Raw genomic sequence first — 24106 nt, 5'->3', positions numbered from 1 at the left:
CTTGATTGCCCCTTATTTCTTGGCCTTCTTGTCGGCCGCGTGACCCTTGAACGTACGGGTCAGTGCGAACTCGCCAAGCTTGTGGCCGACCATGTTTTCCGTGACATACACCGGAACGTGTTGACGGCCGTTGTGAACGGCGATCGTCAGGCCGATGAAGTCCGGCAGGATCGTCGAACGACGCGACCAGGTCTTGATCGGTTTCTTGTCGCGCGTCGCTGCAGCCGCCTCAACCTTCTTCAGCAAATGGGCGTCGCAGAACGGACCTTTCTTAATAGAACGTGCCATTGCCTACTCCTTAACGCTTGTGACGGCGCTGGACGATCATGCTCGTCGTGCGCTTGTTGCTGCGGGTGCGATAGCCCTTCGTCGGCGTGCCCCACGGGCTCACCGGGTCGCGACCAGCCGCAGTCTTGCCTTCGCCGCCACCGTGCGGGTGGTCGACCGGGTTCATTGCAACGCCACGGACCGTCGGGCGGATACCGCGCCAGCGGTTCGCGCCAGCCTTACCGATTTGACGGAGGCTGTGCTCTTCGTTGCCGACTTCACCGATCGTTGCGCGGCACTCTACGTGCACGCGACGGATTTCGCCCGAACGCAGACGAACCTGCGCGTAGACGCCTTCACGTGCCAGCAGCATGGCCGACGTACCAGCCGAACGCGCGATCTGCGCGCCCTTGCCCGGCAGCATTTCGATGCAGTGGATCGTCGTACCGACCGGAATGTTGCGGATCGGCAGGGCGTTGCCCGCCTTGATCGGCGCTTCCGAACCCGACATCAGCGGCGTGCCAACCGTCACGCCCTTCGGCGCGATGATGTAGCGGCGCTCGCCGTCTGCGTACAGAACCAGCGCAATGTTCGCGCTACGGTTCGGGTCATACTCGAGACGCTCCACCTTCGCGGGGATGCCATCCTTCGTACGACGGAAATCGATCACACGGTAGTGCTGCTTGTGACCGCCACCCTGGTGACGCGTCGTGATGTGACCGTTGTTGTTACGGCCCGCCTTCACGGATTGCTTTTCGAGCAGCGGTGCGTACGGCGCGCCCTTGTGCAGATCCTTGTTGACGATCTTCACCATCGCGCGGCGACCCGGCGAGGTCGGCTTAACTTTCACGATTGCCATGATTACTTGGCCTCCGCTTCAAAGTTGATTTCCTGGCCGGGCTTCAGGCAGACGTACGCCTTCTTCACATCCTTGCGCTTGCCGTTGAAGCGACCAAAGCGCTTGGCTTTGCCCTTCTGGACCAGCACATTGACGGACTCGACTTCCACCTTGAACAGCAGCTCGACAGCAGCCTTGACTTCCTGCTTGTTCGCGTCCGGCGCGACTTCGAAGACGACTTGTTCGTTCTTCTCCGCAACCAGCGTCGCCTTTTCGGAGATCACCGGTGCGAGCAGGACCTGCATCAAACGATGATCGTTCTTGCGAATCTCGCTCATGACAGCAACTCCTCGATCTGGGCGACCGCTGCCTTCGTGATCAGGATCTTCTTGAAGTAGATCAGCGAGAGCGGGTCGGCAAAGCGCGGCTCAACGACTGCCACGTGGGGCAGGTTGCGCGACGCGAGATACAGGTTCTCGTCGACCGTGTCGGTGATCACCAGCACGGATTCGAGACCCATGGCCTTGAACTTTTCGGCCAGCAGCTTCGTCTTGGGCGCTTCGAGCGAGAGCTCTTCGACGACCGAGATGCGGCCTTCGCGGGCCAGCTGCGAGAAGATCGAGCAGAGGCCTGCGCGATGCATCTTCTTGTTGACCTTGTGCGAGAAGTTTTCTTCCGGCGAATTCGGGAAGATGCGACCACCGCCACGCCACAGCGGGCTCGACGACATACCGGCACGAGCACGGCCCGTACCCTTCTGGCGCCACGGCTTCTTGGTGGTGTGCTTGACTTGCTCACGATCCTTCTGCGCGCGGTTACCGCTGCGCGCGTTCGCCTGGTAGGCGACAACGATCTGGTGAATCAGTGCTTCGTTGTAGTCACGGCCGAACACGACATCCGACGCGTTGACTGCAGCACCTTCTTGACCATTAGCGTTCAGGAGCTTCAGTTCCATTATTGCGCTCCTTTCTTGGCGCGCGCCTTGACGGCCGGCGTCACGAAAACCTTGCCGCCCTTAGCACCCGGCACGGCACCCTTGACCAGCAGCAGCTTGCGCTCTGCGTCGATACGGGCGATTTCGAGGTTTTGCACCGTTACGGTCTCGTCGCCCATGTGACCGGTCATGCGCTTACCCGGAAACACGCGACCCGGATCCTGCGCCATACCGATCGAACCCGGCACATTGTGCGAGCGCGAGTTACCGTGCGAAGCACGGCCGGAGCTGAAGTTGTAACGCTTGATGGTACCGGCGTAGCCCTTACCGATCGAGGTGCCTTGCACGTCGATCTTTTGGCCTTCCGTGAAGAGTTCCACACCGATCACGGCGCCAGCGGACAGTTCGGCAGCCTTGGCGGCGTCGATCTGGAATTCCTTGAGGATTTCACCGGCTTGAACGCCAGCTTTGGCGAGATGACCTGCGAGCGGCTTCGTCACGCGCGATGCACGGCGCGTACCGAACGCAACCTGAACGGCCGTGTAGCCGTCGGTTTCAACAGTCTTGATCTGCGTCACGCGGTTGTCGGACACGTCCAGCACGGTCACGGGAATCGAATCCCCGTCAGCCGTGAAGATACGCGTCATGCCAACCTTGCGACCTACGAGTCCAAGGCTCATCGTTTTCTCCATTCCCGACTGCGATTGGTCGGGGCTAATTTACAAAGTACCGGCGCGCTTTCAGGGTAAAGGCCAGAAAGGGACACACCGATTTTTTGCGCAAATGCGCGAAAAGACGTCAAGTATAACGTCCTCTCACGATTTCCGCAAGCAATCAAAGACTTAGCGCGATCAGGCTATCCCGGCCGCGCTCGAGACTCTTACTGCAGCTTGATTTCGACGTCCACACCAGCCGGCAGGTCCAGCTTCATCAGCGCGTCGACGGTCTTGTCCGTCGGATCGACGATGTCCATCAGGCGCAGGTGGGTGCGGATTTCGAGCTGGTCGCGCGAGGTCTTGTTGACGTGCGGCGAACGCAGGATGTCGAAACGCTGGATGCGCGTCGGCAGCGGCACCGGACCGCGAACGATTGCACCCGTCCGCTTCGCCGTTTCGACGATTTCGGCAGCCGATTGATCGATCAGGCGATAGTCGAAGGCCTTCAGGCGAATACGGATTTTTTGGTTCTGCATGACAATTCCTTGAAAAGAGCGAGGCGGACTTGCGCCGCCGGACAATATAAAGAGCGCAGGACCGGCCTGCGGCGGAGAGCCGCAGGCCGGTCCTGTCGGCGGGAGTTGGCGCTTTAGCGCCTACTCCCGCTCCATACGTCAACTTCTACTGCTTACAGCGAGCCGGGTATTCTACCCGATTTACTCGATGATCTTTGCAACCACGCCGGCGCCGACGGTACGGCCACCTTCGCGGATTGCGAAGCGCAGACCTTCTTCCATCGCGATCGGAGCGATCAGCTTCACCGTGATCGACACGTTGTCGCCCGGCATCACCATTTCCTTGTCCTTCGGCAGCTCGATCGAGCCCGTCACGTCCGTCGTACGGAAGTAGAACTGCGGACGGTAGTTGTTGAAGAACGGCGTGTGACGGCCGCCTTCGTCCTTGCTCAGCACGTACACTTCAGCCGTGAAGTGCGTGTGCGGCGTGATCGAACCCGGCTTCGCCAGAACCTGGCCACGCTCCACGTCTTCACGCTTCGTGCCGCGCAGCAGGATACCCACGTTGTCGCCCGCCTGACCCTGGTCGAGCAGCTTGCGGAACATTTCCACGCCCGTGCAGGTCGTCTTCACCGTCGGCTTGATACCGACGATTTCGATTTCCTCGCCGACCTTGACGATGCCGCGCTCGACGCGACCCGTCACCACCGTGCCGCGACCCGAGATCGAGAACACGTCTTCCACCGGCATCAGGAATGCGCCGTCAACTGCGCGCTCCGGCGTCGGGATGTACGTGTCCAGTGCGTCGGCCAGGTTCATGATCGCCACTTCGCCCAGCTCGCCCTTGTCGCCTTCCAGCGCCAGCTTGGCCGAACCCTTCACGATCGGCGTGTCGTCGCCCGGGAAGTCGTACTTCGACAGGAGTTCGCGCACTTCCATTTCGACCAGCTCGAGCAGCTCGGCGTCGTCGACCATGTCGCACTTGTTCAGGAACACGATGATGTAAGGCACGCCAACCTGACGGGCGAGCAGGATGTGCTCACGCGTTTGCGGCATCGGGCCGTCAGCGGCCGAGCACACCAGGATTGCGCCGTCCATCTGTGCCGCGCCCGTGATCATGTTCTTCACGTAGTCAGCGTGACCCGGGCAGTCGACGTGTGCGTAGTGGCGGTTAGCCGTTTCGTACTCGACGTGCGCGGTGTTGATGGTAATGCCACGCGCCTTTTCTTCCGGCGCTGCGTCGATCTGGTCGTACGCCTTGGCTTCGCCGCCGAACTTCTGCGTGAGAACCGTCGTGATCGCTGCCGTCAGCGTGGTCTTGCCGTGGTCAACGTGACCGATCGTGCCCACGTTCACGTGCGGCTTGGTCCGTTCGAATTTACCTTTTGCCATGTTTCTCTTCTTTCAAAAAAGTTGTGAATCGGTGACTGAGCGATGCGAACCAGGCGCCTATGCCCGGTTCGCTTTTGCGCCGATGCTTACTTCGCCTTCGCGCTGATGATCGCGTCGGCCACGTTACGCGGTGCTTCTGCGTAGTGCTTGAATTCCATCGTGTACGTTGCGCGGCCCTGCGTGAGCGAGCGCAGCGACGTCGAATAGCCAAACATTTCCGACAGCGGCACTTCGGCGCGAACGATCTTGCCGCCGCCAACCATGTCTTCCATGCCCTGGACGATACCGCGACGGCCCGACAGGTCGCCCATCACGTTGCCCATGTAGTCTTCCGGCGTTTCGACTTCGACAGCCATCATCGGTTCGAGGATGACCGGCTGCGCCTTGCGCATGGCTTCCTTGAACGCCATCGAACCGGCCATGCGGAACGCATTTTCGTTCGAGTCAACGTCGTGGTACGAACCGAACGTCAGGTGAACCTTGACGTCGACGACCGGGAAGCCCGCCAGCACGCCAGCCTTCAGCGTGTCCTGGATACCCTTGTCGACCGCGGGGATGAATTCGCGAGGAATCACACCGCCCTTGATCTCGTCGAGGAACTCGTAGCCCTTGCCCTGCTCGTTCGGCTCGAGCGTGATGACCGCGTGACCGTACTGGCCGCGACCACCCGACTGCTTGACGAACTTGCCGTCCACGTCCTTCGCCGTTGCGCGAATCGTTTCGCGGTAGGCAACCTGCGGCTTGCCGACGGTCGCTTCCACGTTGAATTCACGCTTCATGCGGTCGACCAGAATTTCGAGGTGGAGTTCGCCCATGCCCGAAATGATGGTCTGGCCCGATTCTTCGTCCGTCTGGACGCGGAACGACGGGTCTTCCTGCGCCAGGCGGTTCAGGGCGAGGCCCATCTTTTCCTGGTCAGCCTTGGTCTTCGGCTCGACGGCCTGCGAAATCACCGGCTCCGGGAACACCATGCGTTCCAGAACGATCGGGTTTGCCGGGTCGCACAGCGTGTCGCCCGTGGTCGCTTCCTTCAGGCCGACCGCAGCGGCGATGTCGCCTGCGCGAACTTCCTTGATTTCTTCGCGGTTGTTCGCGTGCATCTGCAGAATACGGCCGAGGCGTTCCTTCTTGCCCTTGGTCGAGTTCAGCACCGTGTCGCCCGAGTTGACGACGCCCGAGTACGCGCGGAAGAAGATCAGTTGGCCGACGAACGGGTCGGTCATGATCTTGAACGCGAGTGCCGAGAACTTCTCGTCGTCGGCTGCGCGGCGCTCGGCCGTTTCACCGTTTTCGAGTTCGCCCTTGACCGGAGGAATGTCCACCGGCGACGGCAGGAAGTCGATCACGGCGTCGAGCATACGCTGCACGCCCTTGTTCTTGAACGCGGTGCCGCACAGCATCGGCTGGATTTCGCACGCGATCGTACGGTCGCGCAGCGCCTTGACGACTTCGGCTTCCGACAGCTCTTCGCCGCCGAGGTACTTTTCCATCAGCTCTTCGCTGGCTTCAGCAGCCGACTCGATCATCTTTTCGCGCCACTCGTTGCACGTGTCAACGAGTTCTGCCGGGATGTCGACGTAGTCGAACTTCGTGCCTTGCGAGGCCTCGTCCCAAATGATCGCCTTCATCTTCAGGAGGTCGACGACGCCCTTGAAGCTTTCTTCGGCGCCGATCGGCACCACGACCGGAACCGGGTTTGCCTTGAGGCGGTTCTTCAGCTGGTCGTAGACCTTGAAGAAGTTCGCGCCGGTACGGTCCATCTTGTTGACGAACGCGAGACGGGGAACCTTGTACTTGTTCGCCTGGCGCCACACCGTTTCCGACTGCGGCTGCACGCCGCCCACTGCGCAGTAAACCATGCATGCGCCGTCGAGCACGCGCATCGAGCGCTCGACTTCAATCGTGAAGTCGACGTGGCCCGGGGTGTCGATGATGTTGATGCGGTGCTCGGGATAGTTGCCGCCCATGCCCTTCCAGAACGCGGTCGTAGCAGCGGAGGTAATCGTGATGCCACGCTCCTGCTCCTGCTCCATCCAGTCCATGGTCGCAGCGCCGTCGTGAACTTCACCAATCTTGTGGTTCACGCCGGTGTAAAACAGAATGCGCTCGGTCGTCGTCGTCTTGCCGGCGTCGATGTGAGCGCTAATACCGATATTGCGGTAGCGCTCGATAGGAGTCTTGCGAGCCACTTTGATCCTCTATGGGGAGGTGCGCGCCGGAGTCGATCCCGACCGGATCGTTCCCAACGCGTCTGAACACAAACGGGCGAGGCGCTCGATAAGCGCACCCGCCCGGATTTTTTTCCGCTTTTTGAGCAAACCCCGGTAGGGGCTTTCTCTTAGAAGCGGAAGTGCGAGAACGCCTTGTTCGCTTCTGCCATCCGGTGAACTTCGTCGCGCTTCTTCATCGCGCCGCCACGGCCTTCGGCCGCTTCGGAGAGTTCACCTGCCAGACGCAGGGCCATCGACTTCTCGCTGCGCTTCTTCGCGGCTTCACGCAGCCAACGCATCGCCAATGCCATACGACGCGAGGGGCGCACTTCGACCGGAACCTGATAGTTCGCACCACCAACGCGGCGGCTCTTCACTTCCACCACCGGCTTCACGTTGTTGAGCGCAACAGTAAACACTTCCAGCGGGTCCTTGCCACCCTTGGTCTGGATCTGCTCGAAAGCGCCGTACACGATACGCTCGGCAACCGACTTCTTGCCGGAGAGCATCAGCACGTTCATGAACTTGGCTACATCAACGTTGCCGAACTTCGGATCCGGCAACACTTCCCGCTTGGGGACTTCGCGACGACGCGGCATGTTTCTTCCTTTAACTTTTCAGTTGAAGCGTGGAGTGAACCCAACGCTCCGCGGCCACCAACTAACCCGATTCATCTCACGACTTACCAGCCTGGTCGGGTGACCACTTACTCGACAGCACCGGCCAATCCGGCACCTGTCGCTTTTATCGCCGGCACTCTCGCGAGCACGACGACACTTGACTCTTACTTCGCAGCCTTCGCGCGCTTTGCGCCGTACTTCGAACGAGCCTGCTTACGATCCTTGACGCCCTGGGTATCCAGCGAGCCGCGAACCATGTGGTAACGCACACCCGGCAAGTCCTTCACACGGCCGCCGCGGATCAGCACAACCGAGTGTTCCTGCAGGTTGTGGCCTTCACCGCCGATGTACGAAATGACTTCGAAGCCGTTCGTCAGACGAACCTTGGCGACTTTACGAAGTGCCGAGTTCGGCTTCTTCGGCGTCGTCGTGTACACACGGGTGCACACGCCGCGACGCTGCGGGCAGTCCTGCAGGGCCGGCGACTTGCTCTTCGTAGCTTCCGAAGCGCGGCCTTTGCGAACCAGTTGATTGATGGTTGGCATTGTTTATTCCTGAAATTGAACAAAATCGACGCATTTATTCCCGGGCAAAGCGGAAAACCATGCGTATCGAACTCCGGATTCTGAAAATGAGAGGCGTTTTTGCGCCGATCAGCCGATGCGAGATTCTCACCACTGGTGAGATTTCGTCACCACGACCGGCGTGCGAAAGCACCCCAGAAACCGGAGCCCAGCATAATAATCCGAAAATGCCAAGCGAGTCAATGGCTTGCGACATTTCGGACGACGGAGAATGTGGCGGTTGCGTGACACACAGGAAGCGACGCGGGAAGCGACGCAGCAAGCTCGCCGGACCGATGGCGCGGCGATGTGCCGCCCCACCCGCGCGCTCAATCGTCGCCGACGACCTCGACCAGCTCCTCGCCGAAACGCTCGAGCTTGCGCGCGCCGATACCCGGAATATCGCGCAATTCGTCGACCGACTCGGGGCCGTTGCGGGCGATCTCCGCCAGCGTGGCGTCGTGAAAGATCACGTAGGCGGGCACGCCCTCGCTCTTCGCGGTATCGGTGCGCCATAGCCGCAGGCGCTCCCAGCGCGCGCGCTGGCGCGGGCTCATGCCGAGGGTCGGATCGGCGCGCTCGCTGGTGCGGCTCGACGAGGTGCGGGTGCGTGTGGGCTTCACGTAGCGGCGCATCGTGACCTGCTGCTCACCCTTGAGCACGGGCTTGCTTGCCTCGGTCAGCACGAGCGCGCCAAAGCCGTCGTGATCGACGGTGAGATAGCCGAACGCCACCAGTTGCCGGAAAATCGCACGCCATTCGGCTTCAGAAAGCGCCGAACCGATGCCGAACGTCGAAATTTTCTCGTGCCCGCGCTGCATGATCTTCTCGTTGCGGTTGCCGCGCAGAATGTCGATCAGATGGCCGGCGCCGAAGTTAAAGCCGCTCGCGCGCTGCGCACGAAAAACACACGAAAGCGCCATCTGCGCCTCGCGCGTGGCGTCCCACGTGGCCGGCGGCTCGATACAGGTGTCGCAGTTGCCGCAGGGCTTGCTCGCCTCGCCGAAGTACGCGAGCAGGCGCACGCGCCGGCACGTTGCGGTCTCGCACAGGCCAAGCAGCGCGTCGAGCTTGCCCGTCTGGACCCGCTTGTGCTGCTCGTCGGCGTCAGACTCGTCGATCATCTTGCGCTGCTGCACGACGTCGCCGAGGCCGTAGGCCATCCACGCATTGGCCGCCAGCCCGTCACGGCCCGCGCGCCCGGTTTCCTGGTAATAGCCTTCCACGCTCTTGGGCAGGTCGAGGTGCGCGACGAAACGCACGTCCGGCTTGTCGATGCCCATGCCGAACGCGATGGTCGCGCACATGACCACGCCTTCCTCGCGCTGGAAAATTTCCTGGTGCTTCTGGCGCACCTCGAACTCCATTCCGGCGTGGTACGGCAACGCGCGCACGCCGTGCCCCTTCAGCCACTCCGCGGTCTCCTCCACCTTGCGGCGCGAGAGGCAATAGACGACACCGGCATCGGTCGTACCGTCCGCACGCATATGTTCCGCGCGGATGAAATCGAGCAGTTGCGTGCGCGCGTTGTCCTTCTCGACGATGCGGTAGCGGATATTCGGCCGGTCAAAGCTCGATACGAAGATGCGGGCGTCGTCGAGCGCGAGCCGGTGCACGATCTCGTCGCGCGTGATCGCGTCCGCGGTAGCGGTAAGCGCGATGCGCGGCACATCGGGGAAACGCTCGTGCAGGATCGAGAGCTGAATGTACTCGGGCCGGAAGTCGTGCCCCCATTGCGACACGCAGTGCGCCTCGTCGATCGCAAAGAGGCCGATGCGCGCGCGCTCGAGCAGATCGAGAAAACGCGGCGTCATGAGCCGCTCGGGCGCAACATAGAGCAGATCGATGTCGCCCTCGCGCAGTGCGCGCTCGGTAGCGGCGGCCTCGGCGCCGGTGAGCGTGGAATTCAGATACGCCGCGCGCACACCAACTTCGGTGAGCGCGGCCACCTGGTCCTGCATGAGCGCGATGAGCGGCGACACCACGATGCCGGCGCCGTGGCCCGCCTCGTGGCGAACGAGCGCCGGGATCTGATAGCAGAGGGACTTGCCGCCGCCCGTGGGCATGAGCACCAGGGAATCGCCGCCCGCTGCGACATGCTCGACGATCTCGGCTTGCTGCCCTCTAAAGGCGGGATAACCGAAGACTTCGTTGAGAATTTCGAGGGAACGGGACATGAAGGCGGCACACGTGATGAGGCGGGGTTGCCGCATTTTACCAACCCCCACCTGCCGCGACCGCCAATCTCCGCGACATTGGCCATGCGGCAGAGGGACAGGCTGTCGCGCGGCCCGACGCGGCCCGCGCGCGGCCGGGCAACGCTAATCCGTGGGCAATGCCAGTTTCACGTCTTTAAACGTCAACAGCACACGACGCTCGCCGTCCCGGGCTTCAGTCAGATCACGGTGCATCGACACGCAACGCTCGCCCGCATACATGAACACCAGCGGCACGAGGGCAACGCAATAAAGCGGCACGAAGCCCGCCCCAGGCGCCCACTTCTCGAATGCCGCGCATACGAGCGCCGCCCAGATGACGGTGGATACGAGATAGAGCGTATAACGACCGATTGCGGACACGCCGAACCAGCGGCTCGGTGCTCCGGCGAGCCGGATGAACCGGGCATCCGCTTTGCCCATCAGCAGTTCGCCCGTCAAAGTGGCGCGCCTTGACCGCGACGCAAAGCCAATCATGAACGCGCACACAATCACCAGCAAGATTGCAAAGGCCACCACGAACGGCGCGTAGCCGTAACCGTGCTCCAGCGAGTAGGCGGGCTTGTGCCGCACTGGCAGCACCAACGCGAAATTGGTGACAACAGCGAAAAACAGATCGGCCGTGATCAGTCGCCGCGCGCGGTGCGGCGACGGCGACGCGGACTTGCCGCCGAGAATCCGCAGCGCATCCTGAGCCCCCGCATGCGCCGCCATAAGCGAAAAGCCCGCCGTCGCGGCAGGCAGCAGCACCAGGGTGTAGCACCAGGCATAAAGAACGAGATGCTGCGGAACGAGCGTCATCGCCAGCGCGCAACTGAGCGCCGCAAACGCAAAGCCCACGGCCGCCGCCAGCCAGGGACTTCGCATCAGCGCGCCGCGCCACGTCCTGTCCTCGCTGTCGGCCGGCCATTGCGGATTCTGATCGAAGACTTTGCCGGCGCGAATCGTGTAGAACCAATAGCCGCCACTGTCCCGGGCAATGGCAAAAAAAACCGACGCGGAAATCATGCCTAGCCCGGCAATCGCCTGCACGATCGAGAGGCCAGGTGCGTTGCGCGTCAGCGAAGACACCAGTACGGTGCCGATCACGGCAGTCACGGCGGCGGTCGCCATCACGCGACGCCTGATGTATTCAGAAGAGCTCGGCAGCATCGCAACCTCGCTCAGCAAACTGGCTCGGCTGGCTCGCATTGCGCGGACCAGTCGTCGAAGCACGAAATGTCGAGCTGCGCGCCCACGGCGTAGTGCGACGCGAGCATGTGCGTGAGCATTTTTTTCGCCCCCATCTCGGCGAAACGCTTGCAGCCGCGCGCGAGCATCGCATCCATCGTTTCACGCCAGCGCACTGTTTGAGTCAGGTGGCCGCACAGGTTTTCGACGATGACGTCCACGTCCTCTTCGCGGCCGGCGCTCAGGTTCATATACACCGGATGCACGGGCTTGCGAACCGCAAGCGCGCGAAGCGCCTCGCGCAAACGCGGCACGGCTGGCGCCATCAGATGGCTGTGCCACGCGCCATTGACCGACAGCTTCACAACGTCGTAACCACCGCGCTGCACCTCTCCGATCATCGCCTTGACGTCCGATGCCGTTCCGGAAAGCACCTGCTGACGCGGTGAATTATCGTTGGCGATCTGCACGCGTTCACCAACGCCCGCCTCGTCGAGCAAACGCTGCAGCGCGGACCGCTCGATGCCTTTCACGACGTACATCGCGCCGTCGCTCGCCTCTGCCATTTCCTCCATCAGGTTGGCGCGCGCGGTAATCGCCTTGAAGAGCGTTGGCATATCGAAGGCGCCCGCGGCATAGAGCGCGGCATACTCGCCCGCGCTATGCCCGGCAAAAACAGGCCGCTCAATCGCCATGCTCTCGCGCAGGCGCTCGAACATCGCGACGCTCACCGTGGTCACCGCAAGCTGCTGGAAGCGCGTGCGCGTAAGTTTGGTCATCGGCCCCCTGCGACACAGCTTGCGCACGTCGACCCCGGAGAAGTCGCTTGCGCAGTCCCACACCGCGGTCGTGGCGGGCGACGCGTCGCATACCTCGGCTCCCATGCCAATGGCCGGGTTTCCCTGCCCCGGAAACAGAAAAACGTGATCTGAGATCACACGCTCATACGATGATTCGCGTTCCTGCATAAACATACCCTCTCCTGCCGAATTGCCCGAATTCAGAACGCATTGATCCGAAACTCATCGATACGCCCGTGTAGAGTTCGACATGATTGCTTGCGTAGGTGCTCACTCGTGCGTTGACGTACGCACTGCCGTCGACCAGATTCGCCGTCGCCGACGCGGTCCAGTCAAGCTTGCGAATCGCCTGCTTCTTCGAACTGACGAAGACGGTCGCATAATGCTTGCCGAGCAGGTTGCCCCCGCGATTCGCGTTATCCGTCTCCGAGCCGAAGAGACTCGAATATTGGTCGTAGCCCGACGCCAGATTGTTGGCAACCGGCGGTGGCAAGCCTTTTGCATAGCCACCGTTGATAAACGTGACCGTATCGAAGTAGCTCTTCCATTCGTTGCGGCTATAACCCTGGCTCTGGCCGTAGTACTCGATGCCGTATTCCGTGCGCTCGGAATCGGTGTAGCGCAGGCCAACGGCAATATCGGTGCGCATGCCGGTCCGGTCGATTGAAAAAGGATCGCCGACGTTCTCATATGAGCGGATGGCCGCCGCCTTGGCCATGTTCAAATGGCGCCAGCGCTGCCCCTTGCTGACCGACGCCTGCACGCCCAGCATGAGGTTGTCCGTCAAATAACCGCTGGTTCCCAGCCCGAGCACGTTGTAGTCGCCCACCACCGCCGCGACGGTGGGGTTGAAATTGCTCAGTGCCGAAGACGTGTATGCCGCGTAAAAGCGATTGTTGGAGTTGGTGCGCTCGAGCGAGCTCCATTTTTCCGCGGACTGCGCCTGGTCGTTATTGGTCGCAAGCTTCGGCAAGTAAGCGAGGTCGATCGTGCCGTGGTCGTTGTAAGCCGTTGCGCCCACGCCCACCGACCCTTCGCGGTAGAACCCATAGCGGTTCGTGTCGCCATTGTTGACGAGCGTCGAACGCAGATTTCCCGACGTATTGCGAACCACGTCGAGCGGATTCTGCGAAAACAGATTGCCGTTATTGCGCTGGATCTTGCCGACGTCGAGGAAGATCTGCTCGGAGGGCTTCCAGGTAACGTACCCCTCGTTGAGGACGGCAAGACCGCTGTCCTTCTTGCCGTCGAGCGTGCCGGGATTTTCCGTACCCGCCGCGTACTGCGCGCCTGCCGTTGCCTTCGCGCTGATCTGCCCGGAGAACTGGCACGAAACCGTTCCGCTGGCGTAACCATCGAAGGCGAAATTCCTGCGGAACGCGTCGTCGCCCCACAAGCTGTCGCGCGTGAACGTGTCGACGCCCTCGAGGCCCACATAGCCGCGCGCGGAGGCGCAGTCGAGCGCATGCGCCGGCGTCGCGAACCACTGTGCCCCCAGCGCGGCAAAACACGTTAATGCAACCCGGTTCTTCCCCATCTCTGTCCTGTCATGTCATGTTCACAGCGGCTCGGGCGGATCAGTTCATCCGCATGAGGTAGTCGACCTGGAAATAGCTTTCCGGCAGCGACTCGAAACGCACATCGGAATAATCCATGGTCGTATAGTTTTCCTTACGAAGCGAATCCTCGACGATGATCCGATGTGGACGCATCTGCCCAAGCTCCGTTCGATAGTCGCTGTAATACGAGCGCTTGATCACCACGCCGGAATCGGACATGAAGTCGGCCCGCCACGGATAGAACGTATTCTTCTCGACCCAGTACATGATCTTCGGGTACGTCACGAACGGCCAGCGCCGCTGCAACGAGAGGCGATAGCACACCGTCTTGCCGCAAGGCTCCTCGCCCTGCAACTGCGAGACATACGAATAATCGAAATCCGCTGCAACGACGTCGCCGTTCGAGATCTGCCCAATGAGCCGCTGCTGCTTGGAGATCGGTATCGGCCGGCGCAGATCCGGCGCGTAATACCACATCTTTTCGTAGTCCGACAGCATGGCCTTGCCCTTGTCCTTGACCGGCTCGACAAAGCGCACGAGCGCACGTGCGTCGCCTTTCTTCGCACGCTCCTCCGGCTTGTAAAAGCGCATGGAGATGTCGAGCGTCTGCTGCATCACGCTCTTGCCGCTCTGAAACTCGTTCAGCTTCACGGTGTAGCGAAACGACTCGTTCGGCGCGCGGATGCGGTCGGCCGCGCGAATGATCTGCTGGGCCTGAGCGTCCTGCTGCACGGGGGCGCCGCTTTCGTTCGGCGCCGTCGGGGCGGACAACTGGGCTGCGGTAGATGCCGGCAGCGCGAGCGGTATCGCGTTGTCCGCCAACGCGACCGATGCAGCCCCCACGAGCAACGCCGCAACCAGCGCTACATTCTTGTGCTTCATCGGTGCCCCCTCAGGCTGCGAGCCCGCCACCGAGATCGGCCAGCACCGTCGAACCGCGAATAGCCGACGATTTCGGCGACATCAGGAACGCCACGATTTCAGCAACCTCTTCGGGTTCGATTGCCCAACGGCGCTTGCCCGCTTCGAAACGCGCAACCGCTTCCGGCCACATTTCCTTGAGAATCGGACCCATGTCCGTATTGACGAGACCCGCGCAGACGCCGTTGACGCGCACGTTGCGGTCGTACAGTTCGACTTCGAGGTAACGCACGAGATTCTCGAGCGCCGATTTCATGATGCCGAGCGGATACTTCGGCATGACCACGCGGCTGCCCATGCTTGAGAGAATGCAGATCGTGCCGCCATTCTTCATCATCGGAACCACTTCGTTTACACACGCAACGTTGCCAACGAGGTTGCTGTTGAGCAGCAGTTTCCAGTCGAACTTGTTCATCTCGAGGAACGGCTTGAAGGGCGATGCGGCGGCATTCAGCACGAGATGGTCGATTTGATCCACGCCGTCGGCGCGCAGCGCTTTCATCATGTTCTCGACATCGCGGGTCTCCGCAATATCACCCTTGGCAAGCCTGATATCGATACCTTTCGCCTCATCGCTCTGGATGAATCGCTGCAGATTCGCAATCGACTTACCTTGCTCCGAACGGTAGTTCAACACCAGATCGTAGCCCTCCGCGGCCAGCACCCGCGCAATTGCGAAACCAATGCCACGGCCCGCTCCAGTAATCAAAACTCGTTGCTTCTTCATTGACTTCTCCCTTGATAGTCGACAAATATTGATATGCACTTCAAACAAATCGGAATGCTTCCGCAATGACGAGATTCGCAGCACGCCGCGCAGGCATGATCGAAGCAATCACGGCGGTGACCAGCGGCAGCGCGCACGCAAACCAGAACAAGTGGTAATCGCCGGCCCACCTGACAAAGGCCAGATATCCCTGGGTGTAGCCCGGCGAAGGCGGCATGGGCACGCCGTTGATGTTGATCAGCTCCGCGAGACCGATCCCCAGCACGACGCTGATCAGCGCACCGAGCAGGCCGATCACGATGCCCTCGAGCATGAAGAGCCGCCCCACGTGGCGCTTCGTGAGACCAAGCGCGCGCAGCGTCGCGATCTCCCGGGTGCGCTCGATGACGCTCATCATCAACGTATTGCCGATCATGAAGACGACGATCACACTGACCAGCGCCTTGATGAAAAAGAAAATGCCCTCGAACAGATTGACGACCTGGTGGTAATACACGGCAAGATCGGACCACGAACGCGCTTCGAGCGGCAGATTGCGCGCCTTGACGATTTCGTCGATGCGCCGCATGGCTGCATCGGTATAGTCCGTGTCGTCGAGCAGGATGATGATCCGGCTCACGTTCGAGGTCTGCAGCAGCCGCTGCACGGTCTTGAGCGGCAGCTTGATGTTGGTGTCGTCGTACTCCTTGATGCCCGAGGAGAAAATGCCGCGAACCTGCACCGACATCGCGTTTTGCCCGCCACCGGGCGTCACCACGAGCAGATCGGTGTAGTCGTCGTACTGCGCCTTCAGCGCCGCGGCAACGCCCGAGCCGATCGTCACACCCTGCGGCTGGATACGCGAGAGGTCGCTTCCCGACACCACGCGATCGAGTGCGCCGATTTCGAGCGAGGTCTCGGGCTCCACGCCCACACCCGTGAAAAAGGTCGACACCCCGCTTTCATAACGGGAAATGATTCCCGAAAATTCGATGCGGCCGGTCACGGTCTTGATGTGCGGCCCGATTACCGGATCGGTGCGCAGGATTTGCGCGACCTCGTCATAGTTGGAAATGCTATGCGTCATGGTGCCAACCGCCGCGCCGCTCTCGAGATAGCCTTTCTCGTAGAGCTGGATGTGGCCGACATTGGTGCGGATCGTCTGCTCGCGCAAAGCCCAGAATGAGTAGTCGACAAAACCGCCGAACAGAAAGACCGCGACACCACCGAGGACGATGGCGAGCAGCGTCATGCCCGAACGCCTGCGCTGGCGAAACAGATTCAAAAAAACATATTGAATGTCGGTGCGGCGCCAGAGGCACGCGCCGAGCGCTACCGCGAGGGCGTAGACCATCACGGCGTTCGACAGATAAAACATTGCGGTGCTCATCGCTGCTCCTTCACGACCGGTTCCAGCACGCGGGCAATCTCGACCGGCGTAAGCGGCGGCGGCGGCGGCGCATTAGACGCCCGCTCAGGATTGCCGCTCGCCAGCGACCAGCTCTTGCGGCACGCGTCCTGCGCACGCGCCTGCATGAACCCGATCATCGGCATCAGGTCGCGCGGCACCGCCGCATCTCCATCGAGGTACTCGATGTCCTTGAGCGCAACCACGCAGCGTCCATTCGAAGGCGGAGAGAAGGCGTCCACTCGCGTGCGCAGATAGCGCAGCCTCCAGTTGTCCGGCGCGCTCTCCGCCGCTTCGTCGACATAGAAAAACCCCTGCTTCGCGCGCTCGGCCGCCTGCAGGAAATTCTTTTTGTCGAGATACTGCAGCGCCAGGCGCAGTTGGCCGTACCCGTAGTACATCTTCGCGTCGAGGTCCGCCGGATTGCGCGTGAGCGTCGTCCTGAGCGCCGACACTGCGCGATCGAGGTCGGAGCCCGACACGCGCTGCGCGATCGCAAGAATCGCCTGCGCACGAGCATCGTCCGCGCTCTGTTTGCTCAGGGCGGACAGCATCGCCACGCTTTGCGCCGCATCGCTGCGCGGGGTATCCGCCATGGCTTGCGCGCTCGCGAAAAGCGTCGCGACGATGGCGCCGCGCAATATCGCCCTAGTTTTGCTGCCCATCTCGCTTGAGCCTCCCATCCTCGATCTCAATGACGCGTCGCGCCCGGTCCTTCAGTTGCAGCGAGTGGGTGGAGATCACGAACGTCGTCTGCAACTCTTTGTTCATGTCGAGCAACAAGTCGACGATCTCCTCGCCCGTATGCGTATCCAGATTGCCTGTCGGCTCATCGGCAACGACCAGAGCGGGACGCTTCACGAGCGCACGCGCAATGGCGGCGCGCTGCTGCTGTCCACCGGAAAGCTCACCCGGCCGGCGTTTGTAATGCGCGATCAGACCCACGCGCTCGAGCATCGACATCACTTCGTCACGCGCCTCAGCACGGCTGTGTCCGTTGAGCATCAACGGGTAGTAAACGTTGTCGAATATGCTGAGGACCGGCAGCAGGTTGAAAAACTGGAATACGAAGCCGATCGTCTTCGCGCGCAGCGCAGCCGCCGCAACGTCGCTCAGACTTCCGAAATCGTGGTTCAGGAGCAATGCGCGCCCTTCGGTAGGCGCGTCGATGCCGGCCATCAGATTGAGCAACGTGCTCTTGCCGCTGCCCGACGGTCCGCACAACGCGACGAATTCTCCCGGCCGTATCACGAGATCGATGCCTCTCAGCGCATGCACTGCACCGGCACCGGTTCCGTAACACTTTCCCGCGCCCTGCATGTGGACGATCGGCAAAGGTTGCACGTCAATCGTCATGATCGAATCTCCCATGGCGCCCGCTGGTCGCGAATTGCATCAAGCGAGCGATCGTCAGCATTCCTCATTCATTACCCCTCGCCTCATGCGAACCGTTCCAGCATTCCATTGCCCAGACACCGCCTCGCCCGTCGTCCGCGCTGATCAACGCGTGACTGCCCGCTCGCCACTCCGGCGCGCTGGTCAAATAGGAAAGCGCGAGCATGGGATTCATGCATCCGCTGTCGCCATAGACGTCGCAAACCGAGAGGTAGCGCTTGCCAATCGCGGATGCCGCATAGGCCTCGCGCTCCAGTTCTCGCATGGCGGCACTCGGATGCAGGCCGGCCAGAACGTATGCAGTGCGCTCGTTGCCGCGCTCCTTCCACGCGCGGGCGAGATGCTCGCGCGCAAGCTGCTGTTGCTCCGGCAACTGGCTATACGACGTGATCGCGATCGACATGCCTTGCGCGGGACGCCGGCGCAGCACGACACAGCCGGCGCGCTCGACGCTCGGACACGGCGTGCCGAGCTTCGCTCGCGTGCCGCCGTGCAACGCCACGCGCTCCGCCGCTGAAGACAGCACCATGAGAGGCAAGCTTCGAAACAACCCCGCTACCACAACCGTATCCATCTCATTGGAATTCAGCAGATCGGACGCCAAACGAATCGCGTGCATGAAGCCGTTACGTTCTCCTCGCACCTTGCACGAGAAGTCCCGGAATCCATAGTCTCGAAGGATCGGCTTCGGAAGCAGATCGAGACTGATGACGTCCCGCCAGCTGTTCGCGCCTTCCAACGTCGCCGTCTCTCCCCACGCATCGAAATAAACGAATGCGGACCGCTGCTTGCGAATCTGCGTTTCCAGCTTCCTGCCGACCTGGTCGAAGGCATTTCGGCAAACCTTCGCAACGGCGTTGAGTGCTTCGCGATACGCGGCCCGGCGCATCTGTTCGCTGTCCACTTCCGTGTCCGGCAAGCCGAACCGGCTGAAAAGCCATTCCTGTTGCACCTGACGCCGCTGCGCCCGTTTGAAAAAACGCGCTTCGTTGGCGTTGAACCAGCTCGGTTCGAAGGGCACGAACGCATGCCCGCTTTCCACCATGCTTATCCCGAACACGCCGATCGCACTATCAGGAACCACGCAGTTCATGCAAACCTCCGGACAGTGGCCCTCGCGTCAAGACACACGCAACAACGGAGCCGTCGAGACCGAGTGTGGTCTTCAAAATCGGGCCGCCAGCGAGCGGCAGCGCATTGCGATTGGCATGAACATCGACCTGCAGCGTGTCGTCGAAGGGTAGTTGCGTTTGAGCGGAAACCACTTCCTGCTTTTCAAGCGCATCGGAAATCACAATCAGATCGAGCAACCCGCTACAGACCGACATGTAGCCGGTTTGAGCCTTGTACATCACGACAGGCACGCCCTTTTTGCCCCAGATCTTCAGGATCGCCATCGCCTCGGATTTGTCGCTCGCCAGTGCGCCATTGGCGTGCGGAACCACGCATGCGATGTCCTCGGGCTTGAGCCCCGCTGCCTCGATTGCCCGCTCCATCGTGGTGGCAATCCCGCGAAAATCCGCTGACATCGCGCCACCCGCTTCCCCACTGCTTTGATACGACACACAACTTGCGATGTGCATCCTGGACGACGTCGTCGCGCCGGGCGTTTCGTCCCCGGCTTCGAGCAGGAGCGCGCAAGCGCCATCCGCGGGCAACATGCCGCCGCTCTGCGCTGAAAACGGCTGCGAATTGCCGACGCTCAATACCCCCTGCCATGGCCGGCCAGATAGCCCAGCGCGCCGAAGGCCGCGTTGTTGCCCGTCGCCAGCGTCGTGTTGTAGCCCTTGATGCCTTCCGTGATCGAACAGAACGTGGCGATCGCATTCATCAGCGCGCCCGGGAATTCCGACGTGCGGACTTTCGTGGGCTCCGGAATCATGCTGCGCATGTACGTTTCGACAGTCGTGCGCGGGCCTTTCGCCATGCCCAGGACGAGCCCCAGATCGTGACCGTCGCGCCGGATCTTCCGGTTCGCGCCCTTGAGCGCCTGAGTCAGGGCCAGCAGCGCGAAGGTACAAATGGGGTTGGCCTTGCGTTCGTCGAAGCGACGCAGATACTTGCGCGGATCGAGGTCGTCGACCGCGTGCACCCAGATCTCCCGGTCACCAAGCGTTTCGACTACTTCCGGGCTGAAAATGCTCAGGAGGTGTCGCTTCACTTCGTTGCGCACGGACGGGTGATCCACGAGACCCGCGAACGAATGACTCTCCTCGACCTCACCAGTGAGCCGGACCTTGCGTCCAGACGACTTGCCGCTCCAGACGACTTCGAAGATTTCCCCGATGTCATGCCCCGCCGAGGCAACCGCGCCCATGCCGGTGATCCCAACCCGCTTCGACTCATACGACGTTGCCGGCACGATACCCGAACGAGTGCTGGAAATAATGCAGCAGTTGTTGCCGCCGAACGCATAGTTGTTCTTCATGAACACGCCGACGTCCGCGGACTGAAACTCGTTGGGCACGTAGTTCAGGTCGCAGGTGGGACGCGGCACGGTGAAGTTCAGCGTCGGCAGAATCTTCTTTTCTGGCAGCGTCAGGTAGCAGGCAATCAATTCGATGATGCCGGCCGATCCGATGTTGTGTCCCACATAAGCCTTCGTCGAGCTCACCGGAATATTCGCGATAGTGGGGAACACCTTCTTCATCGCCAGCGTCTCGGAACGGTCGTTGGCGTCCGTCCCGGTTCCGTGGGCGTTGATGTACTGGATGTCATGCGGCTGGAGTCCGGCATTGTTCAGCGCTGAGCGCATCACTTGGACAGCGCCTTCGGCACGCGGGTCGGGAGCCGTTTCGTGGTACGCATCACCGGACGTTGCGTACGAAACTATTTCCGCGTAAATGGTCGCGCCACGCGCGACCGCGTGCTCGTACTCCTCGAGCATCAGCGCGCCCGCGCCTTCGCCGATCGACATGCCCGGTTCGCCCGAAAACGGGCTCGCGGGGCTGCGCTTCATCGCGTGCAGCGCGTAAAAACCTGCAAAGGTTGGCAGATAGAGCGGTTCGGTGCCAATGACGAGAACAGCCGGATTCTTGCCGTTCTGAATCTGGTCGAATCCCATGCCGATTGCGTTGGTGCTCGCAGTACACGCGGTGGCCACCAGTTCGAAGCCGCCCTTCAGGCCGAGCAGCGCCGAAACGATCGCGCTGGGCGAAGCGAAACTACCGGAAACAACCATCTTCCTGAGGGAGAAAATTTCGTAGTTCTCTTCCAGGATGGGCATATAGGCTTCGGTGCCCGCAGACGAGATGCCGATGATCAAACCCGTTTTCGCCCGCAATTCCGCCGACGCAGCATTCGCACGCTTGAGCGCTTCGTGGCCGACCTTGTAGGCCCACAGCGCAGCCTTGTCGAGCAATTCCGCAAGCTCGGCCGGCAAGTCCTCGTAGACGACCTCGCGTAACACTTCCGACGCGTTCGCACCATCGAACCAGGGCTGATAGTGTTCGCTCGGCTGAATCCCGCAGACCTTATTGAGAAGCGCTTCCTTGAATTCGTCCACGTTATCGGCGATGGACGACATATGCCCCATCCCCGTGACTACAACCCGCTTACGCTGCGTTTGCATATATTTTTCCACCTTATCTCTACCCGGGCCCAGTATTTCCGGGTACCCCGATAATGGCATAAATTGATATGTAGTCCGATGCAAACTCGCCTGACCGCTGCTCGCTCTGGCTTCGCGTCGATCCGCCTGCACTCCCCGGCAGGCGGATCGATCAGGCAGTCCTCACGACCGCCCGATGCTTGCTTGAACTACGTCGTCCCGCGCTTAGTTGGCCGCTGCCATTGCCTGCTTCTTGCGCTCGATTTGCTCGAGCAAGTGCTTCGGCTTCGCCGGATCGACGTAGCTGTGCTCCGACGGGTTGACCATGAAGCTGAAGTTGCGCAGGAACGGAATCGCAGTGGTCCTGAGCTGGGCGTCGCCCTTCGCCGTCACCACACGCAGCGGACCGATATCCGCATAAGCCAGCGCCTGGTCCAACATCGCGCGACCGACATGCCGGCCGTCTTCCGTGACCGTGCCGCACACCATCACCTCGCCGATCTTCTGGTCGCCGCAGTAGATGGCGTCGCCTTGTGCCGCGGCTGCGGCGTGCTCGCCCTGGAGCTCGAATCCCACCGCACGACGGGCCACGCCCTCGGCAAGACGTTGTTCGAGCGCAGCCTTGCCGACGAAATCGTCCTTCGTGTAACGCAGCGCCCACTGCATCTGGAGCTCCACGGGGCAGCGCGAGAATTCAGCGAGCACCGCGGGATCCCAGCACGGATTCTCGATCCGCACCTGGCGCTGATAGTCGAGGCCGCCAACGGCCATATCGAACTTCTTGCCGGCTTCCACGGCCTGTTGCCATACATCGACGAGTCGTCCGACCGGCACAATGAGCTTGTACGAGAACTCGCCGTGCTTGCCCGCACGGAACAGAATTTCATCGTCGCCGACATACATGTATTCGTGGAACGGCAGGCCGATCACGTCCATGCCGAACATCCCGGCCATCAGTTCCCATGCGTAGGGGCCTTCGAAATGCAGCGCGCCACGTTCGCCATCGAGCGATTTCACCCCGTCGATTTCGCTGAATTCGTCCTTGCAGCGATCGACAGCGGCCTGCATCAGGTCGCGCAGCTGATTGCCCGTCAGCCATTCCGTAACGACGATGAAGCGCTCTTCATCGCACAGGATGTAGACGTCGGTGACGATCTTGCCGTCCGCGTCCAGCATCACCGTGTACATGCCCTGCTCGTCGCGCAGCGCGGAAACGTCGCCGCCAACGATCGTATTGAGCACTTCGTAGGCATCTTCGCCGGAGATTTCGGCGATGCCCATATGGGAGTAATCGGTCAGCAGAATGTGCTTGCGGGCGGCAGCGATTTCGCGCGCGGTATCACCGTAGCTCAGCGGAATTTCAACACCATTGCGCACGCCCATCTTTGCGCCGTGGCTGATATGCATGTCTTTCAGGCTCGTCATAGCTTGCTCGTCTCTTTGCGTCGAGTTTGGATCGGACTTTCGTCAGGCTGCGTTAGCTTGTGCGTCTTTGGTGCGTTCCAGAATGAACGACGCAAGCGTATTGATGCTTCGCAGATAGGAAGGCTCGTCGCCCTCCGACACGCGGATGCCAAAGGATTCGTCGAGCAGCACGAACACTTCGGTTGCATCGACCGAGTCGAGGCGCAGGCCGCTACCAAACAGCGGCGTGTCGTCGTCGATCTGCTCGACGGTCTGCGGAAGATTGAGACGCTGAATCAGCCCCGCCTTGAGTTTTTCGAGCACGGCCTTGCGTCGCTCGACATCGTCCAGGATCGTTGAATTGGTCATTTTTTTCGCTCTTTATCGTGAGATTCCGGCAGCAACATTGCTACCGAGCTTGTCCCGGTAGGTCCGGAAATTGATAATGGTTCCCTCTACAACGACGTGGCGCCCAACGCGCGCTTCCACGTTGAAGTGGTTGAACCCCTGGGTATCGGTGAACGCCAGCCGGCACTCGGCATAAATCGTGTCGCCCGGATAGACCACCCTTTTGAACTTGACATTCTGTGCAGCCAGAAACCCGATCACCTGCGATTTCTGTTCTTTTATGATGCGCTTACCTTCTGGCGTACTAATTATTTCCGCAACGTCTTCGAATCGTTTGGCGACACGCCCCGTCTCCTTCTCGTACGCCGCGCAGACGTCGTTAAAGAAGGCGCAGTACTCGCCTGCCTGGCCGAAAATCTCCGCGATCATCACGCCCGGCATGACCGGATTGTCGGTAAAGTGGCCGGCAATATAGGCCTCGTTGAAAGTGACGTGCTTGACGGCAGTAATGCTCGGCTTGGAGCCGACCACGATATCGGCAATACGGTCCACCATGAATATGGGGGAGCGCCACACGCCGATCTCAAACAACTGCTGCGCGGGCAGCAAACTACGATCTAGTTTGGACATGAAA

The 24106-nt window shown here is 61.1% G+C and carries 25 protein-coding genes; all 25 read right to left on the bottom strand.

The genetic code is table 11. The features are described from left to right. Positions 1 to 12: 12 nt before the first annotated feature. Positions 13 to 288 (bottom strand): 30S ribosomal protein S19, encoded by a 276-nt coding sequence (gene rpsS, locus NH14_RS29720; RefSeq protein WP_027797286.1) that lies wholly within the window; start codon positions 286 to 288, stop codon positions 13 to 15. Between the two features lie 10 nt (positions 289 to 298). Continuing rightward, positions 299 to 1126 (bottom strand): 50S ribosomal protein L2, encoded by an 828-nt coding sequence (gene rplB, locus NH14_RS29715; RefSeq protein ID WP_028222626.1) that lies wholly within the window; start codon positions 1124 to 1126, stop codon positions 299 to 301. 2 nt (positions 1127 to 1128) lie between these two features. Then, the gene (gene rplW / locus NH14_RS29710; RefSeq protein WP_028206513.1) at positions 1129 to 1443 is read right to left on the bottom strand and encodes a 50S ribosomal protein L23; all 315 of its coding nucleotides are present in this window, start codon (positions 1441 to 1443) and stop codon (positions 1129 to 1131) included. Continuing rightward, entirely contained in the window at positions 1440 to 2060 is a 621-nt protein-coding gene (gene rplD, locus NH14_RS29705; RefSeq protein WP_028213350.1) for a 50S ribosomal protein L4, read from the bottom strand. The genes rplW and rplD overlap by 4 nt, the downstream gene beginning before the upstream one ends. Next, positions 2060 to 2719 carry a 50S ribosomal protein L3 gene (rplC, locus tag NH14_RS29700; RefSeq protein ID WP_052148398.1) on the bottom strand — a complete coding sequence of 220 codons (660 nt, stop codon included), beginning with the start codon at positions 2717 to 2719 and terminating at the stop codon, positions 2060 to 2062. The genes rplD and rplC overlap by 1 nt, the downstream gene beginning before the upstream one ends. A 200-nt stretch (positions 2720 to 2919) precedes the next feature. Further along, a complete protein-coding gene (gene rpsJ, locus NH14_RS29695; protein ID WP_027819357.1) occupies positions 2920 to 3231 on the bottom strand; it encodes a 30S ribosomal protein S10 in 312 nt (103 codons plus the stop codon). 180 nt (positions 3232 to 3411) lie between these two features. Next, positions 3412 to 4602, bottom strand: a complete 1191-nt coding sequence (gene tuf, locus NH14_RS29690; protein WP_168727169.1) for an elongation factor Tu — start codon at positions 4600 to 4602, stop codon at positions 3412 to 3414. 86 nt (positions 4603 to 4688) lie between these two features. Continuing rightward, on the bottom strand, positions 4689 to 6791 hold the full coding sequence (gene fusA, locus NH14_RS29685; protein WP_035534602.1) for an elongation factor G: 2103 nt from the start codon (positions 6789 to 6791) through the stop codon (positions 4689 to 4691). Positions 6792 to 6940: 149 nt separating this feature from the next. Further along, positions 6941 to 7411, bottom strand: coding sequence for a 30S ribosomal protein S7 (gene rpsG / locus NH14_RS29680; RefSeq protein WP_006053291.1), 471 nt, complete (start codon positions 7409 to 7411; stop codon positions 6941 to 6943). A 185-nt stretch (positions 7412 to 7596) separates the two neighbouring features. Continuing rightward, positions 7597 to 7977 (bottom strand): 30S ribosomal protein S12, encoded by a 381-nt coding sequence (gene rpsL / locus NH14_RS29675; protein WP_027797953.1) that lies wholly within the window; start codon positions 7975 to 7977, stop codon positions 7597 to 7599. Between the two features lie 347 nt (positions 7978 to 8324). Continuing rightward, a complete protein-coding gene (gene recQ, locus NH14_RS29670) occupies positions 8325 to 10172 on the bottom strand; it encodes a DNA helicase RecQ (RefSeq protein WP_035534605.1) in 1848 nt (615 codons plus the stop codon). 144 nt (positions 10173 to 10316) lie between these two features. Further along, positions 10317 to 11324, bottom strand: a complete 1008-nt coding sequence (locus NH14_RS29665; RefSeq protein ID WP_035534608.1) for a YcdU family protein — start codon at positions 11322 to 11324, stop codon at positions 10317 to 10319. 50 nt (positions 11325 to 11374) lie between these two features. After that, entirely contained in the window at positions 11375 to 12349 is a 975-nt protein-coding gene (locus NH14_RS29660; RefSeq protein ID WP_052148605.1) for an ACP S-malonyltransferase, read from the bottom strand. After that, entirely contained in the window at positions 12324 to 13718 is a 1395-nt protein-coding gene (locus NH14_RS29655) for a hypothetical protein (protein WP_035534609.1), read from the bottom strand. The genes NH14_RS29660 and NH14_RS29655 overlap by 26 nt, the downstream gene beginning before the upstream one ends. Positions 13719 to 13758: 40 nt before the next feature. Continuing rightward, entirely contained in the window at positions 13759 to 14622 is an 864-nt protein-coding gene (locus tag NH14_RS29650; protein ID WP_035534611.1) for an outer membrane lipoprotein-sorting protein, read from the bottom strand. A 10-nt stretch (positions 14623 to 14632) separates the two neighbouring features. Beyond that, on the bottom strand, positions 14633 to 15472 hold the full coding sequence (locus NH14_RS29645) for an SDR family oxidoreductase (protein WP_244143493.1): 840 nt from the start codon (positions 15470 to 15472) through the stop codon (positions 14633 to 14635). After that, positions 15429 to 16757, bottom strand: coding sequence for an ABC transporter permease (locus NH14_RS29640; protein WP_035534617.1), 1329 nt, complete (start codon positions 16755 to 16757; stop codon positions 15429 to 15431). Before NH14_RS29640 ends, NH14_RS29645 begins: the two co-directional genes overlap by 44 nt. Next, entirely contained in the window at positions 16754 to 17440 is a 687-nt protein-coding gene (locus tag NH14_RS29635; RefSeq protein WP_152617363.1) for a hypothetical protein, read from the bottom strand. The genes NH14_RS29640 and NH14_RS29635 overlap by 4 nt, the downstream gene beginning before the upstream one ends. Then, entirely contained in the window at positions 17424 to 18095 is a 672-nt protein-coding gene (locus NH14_RS29630; RefSeq protein WP_237179820.1) for an ABC transporter ATP-binding protein, read from the bottom strand. Before NH14_RS29630 ends, NH14_RS29635 begins: the two co-directional genes overlap by 17 nt. A 100-nt stretch (positions 18096 to 18195) precedes the next feature. After that, complete coding sequence (locus NH14_RS29625; RefSeq protein ID WP_035534619.1) at positions 18196 to 19263, bottom strand: hypothetical protein; 1068 nt, start codon at positions 19261 to 19263, stop codon at positions 18196 to 18198. Beyond that, positions 19244 to 19831 carry a beta-ketoacyl-[acyl-carrier-protein] synthase family protein gene (locus tag NH14_RS29620; RefSeq protein ID WP_161790904.1) on the bottom strand — a complete coding sequence of 196 codons (588 nt, stop codon included), beginning with the start codon at positions 19829 to 19831 and terminating at the stop codon, positions 19244 to 19246. Before NH14_RS29620 ends, NH14_RS29625 begins: the two co-directional genes overlap by 20 nt. Positions 19832 to 19872: 41 nt before the next feature. Continuing rightward, positions 19873 to 21741, bottom strand: coding sequence for a beta-ketoacyl-[acyl-carrier-protein] synthase family protein (locus tag NH14_RS29615; RefSeq protein WP_084226012.1), 1869 nt, complete (start codon positions 21739 to 21741; stop codon positions 19873 to 19875). 204 nt (positions 21742 to 21945) lie between these two features. Then, complete coding sequence (locus NH14_RS29610; RefSeq protein ID WP_035534624.1) at positions 21946 to 23145, bottom strand: aminomethyltransferase family protein; 1200 nt, start codon at positions 23143 to 23145, stop codon at positions 21946 to 21948. A gap of 42 nt (positions 23146 to 23187) precedes the next feature. After that, complete coding sequence (locus NH14_RS29605; RefSeq protein ID WP_035534626.1) at positions 23188 to 23493, bottom strand: acyl carrier protein; 306 nt, start codon at positions 23491 to 23493, stop codon at positions 23188 to 23190. A 12-nt stretch (positions 23494 to 23505) separates the two neighbouring features. Continuing rightward, positions 23506 to 24102, bottom strand: coding sequence for a 3-hydroxyacyl-ACP dehydratase FabZ family protein (locus NH14_RS29600; protein ID WP_035534628.1), 597 nt, complete (start codon positions 24100 to 24102; stop codon positions 23506 to 23508). Positions 24103 to 24106 lie beyond the last annotated feature (4 nt).

It is taken from the genome of Paraburkholderia sacchari, assembly GCF_000785435.2.
GTDB lineage: Bacteria > Pseudomonadota > Gammaproteobacteria > Burkholderiales > Burkholderiaceae > Paraburkholderia > Paraburkholderia sacchari.
This window is presented reverse-complemented; position numbering and strand designations above follow the sequence as displayed.